The sequence below is a fragment of the Mannheimia sp. genome (assembly GCF_056854775.1).
On record NZ_JBXGGI010000143.1, the window covers coordinates 1 to 4,647 of the forward strand.

Sequence of the window (4,647 nt, forward strand, 5' to 3'; positions counted from 1 at the left end):
CAATAATCAGACGCATTCCTAGAGAAGGAGCTTTAGCAAAAATTGGTTTCATTAGAAAATATAATGTGAAATTTATTGGGAATATATAACGAAAATTGACAATAGATCATATCCATTGCCAACTTTCAATTTATTATCTAACTAGAAAAAATGATTATTCATCGGAGCTAAATACATCTCCACCATGCATATCGATCATTTCTAGTGCTTTACCACCACCACGTGCTACGCAAGTAAGTGGGTCTTCCGCCACAACAACTTGAACACCAGTTGAATCCGAAAGCAGGCGATCTAGATTATGTAGTAATGCTCCGCCGCCTGTTAGAACCATTCCTCGCTCAAAAATATCAGCTGCTAATTCTGGCGGACATTGCTCTAATACTGATTTAACCGCTTCAACAATACCGTTTAATGGTTGTTCAATGGCTTCTAAAACGTGTTTTGAATTCAATTCAAAAGTACGAGGTGCACCTTCTGCCAAGTTATGACCGTGTACTTCCATTGTTTTAATATCATCATCAGATTCAATTTTAGCCGTTGCAATTTCTTGCTTGATACGTTCAGCAGTTGCTTCACCAATAGCTGAACCAAAATGACGGCGAACATAGGCAATAATAGCTTCATCTAATTTATCACCACCAATGCGAACAGAGGTTGAATAAACAATGCCATTTAAAGAAAGTACAGCAACTTCAGTTGTACCTCCACCGATATCAATCACCATCGACCCCATTGCTTCGTGTACAGGCAAACCTGCACCGATAGCAGCAGCCATTGGTTCTTCAATTAAATACACTTCACGTGCACCCGCACCAATTGCTGATTCTTTAATAGCACGACGTTCTACTTGGGTTGCTCCTGCCGGCACACAAACCAACACACGAGGACTTGGACGCATAAAATTATTACTATGCACTTGTTTAATAAAGTGTTGTAACATTTTTTCCGTTACAAAAAAATCTGCAATAACACCATCTTTCATTGGACGGATTGCCATAATGCTTTTTGGGGTACGACCCAACATCAATTTTGCGTGTGAGCCTACTGCGGCAATGCTTTTTAGCGATCCCATACGATCTTGTCTAACCGCAACTACCGATGGCTCATCTAAAACGATACCTTGCCCCTTCACATAAACTAATGTATTGGCTGTTCCGAGATCGATAGAAAGATCGTTTGAAAATAATCCTAAAAATTTTTTAAACATATAAAGAATCCGTCAAATAAAATTATTAAATAAATCAGGCACTATATCGTGCAAACATTGCTACTAATATAGCAAAAAATAGCGGTATTCAGCAATGAAAAATTTAACCCATTATAAAATTTGCTGCATAAGTTGATATGCATAAATCAGTAAGCTAAAAGCGATGAAATACATAATCAAGCCTGTAATTGCATCTAAAATTTGCCAAGTTCTACGCTTAGCAAAATAAGGTGAAAGTAATCTTGCTCCATACCCTAGCCCAAAAAACCATAAAAACGAACAAAGTAACGCACCTACTAAGAAATACATCTTGCCTTCAAAGTCTAATTTCCCGCCAATACTGCCAACAATTACAACAGTATCAATATAAACATGAGGATTTAAAAAGGTAATGGCAAAAGTAATCATTAAAGCTTTTTTAAGACTTGAGGCATTCTCTCCACTTGCAACAAGAGAATCTCCGCTTTTAAATACGCTAATAAATGAACGACTACCGTAAGTAAATAGAAAAATTGCACCTAAGAGCGAAATAATTAAACTGAGAACAGGTAATTCTGAAATGACTGTCCCAAGTCCTAGCACGCCAATCGTCATTAAAAATACATCACCTAAAAAACAGATTAATGCAACCCAAAAAACGTGTTGTTTTAAAATGCCCTGCTTTAACAAAAAGGCATTTTGTGCCCCAATTGACACAATTAAACCAAAACAAACAACAAATCCTTGAATAAAAGTATTCATTTTTTCCTCAAAATCAATTACAAGCGGTCGATTATACAGAAAATTTTGCAAAAATTGGGTATAATTTACAGGATACTTTTTGAATGAATAGGAAATTTTTATGACTGATACTGCACAACAACCATCTTGTGTTGATATTGCCATTGCCGGAGCTTCTGCATCGGGGAAAAGCCTGATTGCCTCGACCATTTATAAAGAGCTGAAAAATGAATTGGGAACAGATAATATTGGCATTATTTCTGAAGATGCTTATTACCGAGATCAATCTCATTTAACAATGGACGAACGCATTAAAACCAACTACGACCACCCTAACTCAATGGATCATCATTTACTGGTTGATCATCTACGCCAACTAAAACAAGGCAAAGCGATTGAAATTCCCGAGTACGATTACACCGAGCATAATCGTAAAACGACCACCAAACACTTCGAGCCGAAAAAAATTATTATTTTAGAAGGTATTTTGCTTCTGACCGATGAACATATCCGTAATGAACTGAATGTTTCTATTTTCGTTGATGCTCCATTAGATATTTGCTTTATCCGCCGCTTACAACGTGATATGGTGGAACGTGGTCGTTCAATGGAATCGGTAATTACCCAATATCGCAAAACGGTTCGCCCAATGTTCTTACAATTTATTGAGCCATCAAAACAATATGCCGATATCATTGTGCCAAAAGGCGGCAAAAACCGTATTGCGATCGATATTCTCAAAGCCCAAATCAAACAGTTACTCAAATAGGAGCAAAATATGCGTTTATGCGACACCGATATTAAACGTTACTTAGATGAAGGCATTATCAGTATTACGCCTCGTCCTTCTGATGATAAAATTTCCGGTGCAACGGCAGATGTACGTTTAGGTAATTCATTCCGTGTTTTTCGTGAGCATAACACGCCTTATATTGATTTAAGTGGTCCTCGTGAAGAGGTTACCGCTCAATTAAACAAAGTAATGAGCGATGAAATTATTATTGGCGATGACGAAGCCTTTTTCCTACACCCAGGTGATCTTGCCCTTGCGACAACTCTTGAATCGGTCAGTTTACCTGCCAATATTGTTGGTTGGTTAGATGGACGCTCCTCACTTGCCAGACTTGGATTGATGGTTCACGTTACCGCCCACCGTATCGATCCGGGTTGGGAAGGAAAAATTGTTTTGGAATTTTTCAATGCCGGTAAATTACCCCTTGCCCTCCGCCCAAATATGGCAATAGGTGCATTAAGTTTTGAAATTCTAAGTGGTGATGCCGCTAAACCTTATAATGCACGAGAAGATGCAAAATATAAAAATCAACAAAGTGCGATTTCAAGCCGAATTAATCAGGATTAATTTAAATTTTTTAATTAAATACTGCTGCTTGCGAAAAGCTATTTAGTTATGTTACATTCAAAATGCATTAATCAAAAACATATATAAGGAGATCACTATGTTACATTATGCTGTAGTATTTTTCATTATCGCCATCGTGGCAGCATTTTTTGGTTTTGGAGGTATAGCAGGAAGTGCAACTGAAATTGCAAAAATTTTATTTTTCGTATTTTTGGTTCTTACCGTTATTTCTTTCCTATTCAAACGAAAAAAATAGAAAAGTAAGTTATTGAATTTATAGAACACAGCATTTCGCTGTGTTTTTTATTATAGCTAAACTTTTGGCATAGTAGACAAAATAGTTGCTAAAAAGTGGCTTAAAGCCTTATAGTACAAGGCTTTAAGCCCTATTTTTGAAAAATGAATAAAAAACTGCCCATTTTGCCAAAGTACGAATATCAAGAAGCACGGTAAGCAAAATAATATTCAACGCCATTATTGCAATCAATGTAATAAAACCTTTACCTTTCAAAAGAAATTAAACGCTATTCAAATTTGGTCTGATTACACAACAGGAAAACAGACTTATCCGCAACTTGCTGAAAAATATCATTGTTCGGTGAGAACTATTCAACGATATATTGAAAAAGCCCCTAAAAGCCAGGTAAATATAATAGAAGGAAAATATCTGAATATTATTATGGATACCACTTTCTTTGGTCGAGAATTTGGTGTATTGGTTTTAATCAATAGTCTGAAAAAGAAGGTAATCTATCATCGTTTTGTAAAAACAGAAAAAGATGTTTATTATCAGTTAGCTCTCAATCAGTTGAGGGAAAAAGGCTATATTATTCAATCAGTTACCTGCGATGGTCGGAGGGGATTATTAAAAGATTTACTCAATACCCCGACACAAATGTGCCCGTTTCATATGATTGCGATAGTGATGCGTAAATTAGGCAGAAAACACCAATCTCAAGCCGGAAAGGAATTAAAAATTCTTGTTAAGACTTTAACAAAGAGTACGAAAAATATATTTTATAGGGAACTACACAATTGGTATTTAAAACATCAGGACTTTTTAAATGAACGTTCAGATATAGCAAATGCGAGAGGTTATTTCCCTTATAAACATCGAAATATAAGGGGAGCTTATGCCAGTTTAAAGCGATATCACGATTATTTATTTACTTTCGAGAAATACCCTGAGCTAAATATTGAAAGAACCACAAATAGAGCGGAAAGTCTTTTTAAAGACTTAAAGCAGAAGTTAAATAATCACAACGGATTAACAAAGAAACATAAGTTGATGTTTATAAAGGATTTTTTGAATAAAAAAAGCTACTAACCTAATCAAAAAATAAGGTTAGCAACTATTTTG

At 35.8% G+C, this 4,647-nt stretch carries 6 protein-coding genes; 4 read left to right on the forward strand and 2 right to left on the reverse strand.

Translation table 11 applies throughout. The annotated features are described in order from the left end of the window. Window positions 1-154: 154 nt before the first annotated feature. Entirely contained in the window at window positions 155-1,207 is a 1,053-nt protein-coding gene (locus ACJHV0_RS10040; protein ID WP_025235777.1) for a rod shape-determining protein, read from the reverse strand. A 111-nt stretch (window positions 1,208-1,318) separates the two neighbouring features. Further along, window positions 1,319-1,948, reverse strand: a complete 630-nt coding sequence (locus ACJHV0_RS10045; protein ID WP_025235776.1) for a LysE/ArgO family amino acid transporter — start codon at window positions 1,946-1,948, stop codon at window positions 1,319-1,321. A gap of 100 nt (window positions 1,949-2,048) precedes the next feature. On the opposite strand from ACJHV0_RS10045, the gene udk reads away from it, so the two are divergent. The 4 genes from udk (at window position 2,049) to ACJHV0_RS10065 (ending at window position 4,614) form a co-directional block, all read left to right on the forward strand. Next, complete coding sequence (udk, locus tag ACJHV0_RS10050; RefSeq protein ID WP_483134108.1) at window positions 2,049-2,696, forward strand: uridine kinase; 648 nt, start codon at window positions 2,049-2,051, stop codon at window positions 2,694-2,696. A gap of 9 nt (window positions 2,697-2,705) precedes the next feature. Then, a complete protein-coding gene (gene dcd / locus ACJHV0_RS10055) occupies window positions 2,706-3,287 on the forward strand; it encodes a dCTP deaminase (RefSeq protein ID WP_283386044.1) in 582 nt (193 codons plus the stop codon). 97 nt (window positions 3,288-3,384) lie between these two features. Then, a complete protein-coding gene (locus tag ACJHV0_RS10060; RefSeq protein WP_025217564.1) occupies window positions 3,385-3,543 on the forward strand; it encodes a DUF1328 domain-containing protein in 159 nt (52 codons plus the stop codon). A gap of 147 nt (window positions 3,544-3,690) precedes the next feature. After that, window positions 3,691-4,614, forward strand: coding sequence for an IS256 family transposase, variant Zn-binding type (locus tag ACJHV0_RS10065; protein ID WP_483134109.1), 924 nt, complete (start codon window positions 3,691-3,693; stop codon window positions 4,612-4,614). The last annotated feature ends 33 nt before the right edge of the window (window positions 4,615-4,647 follow it).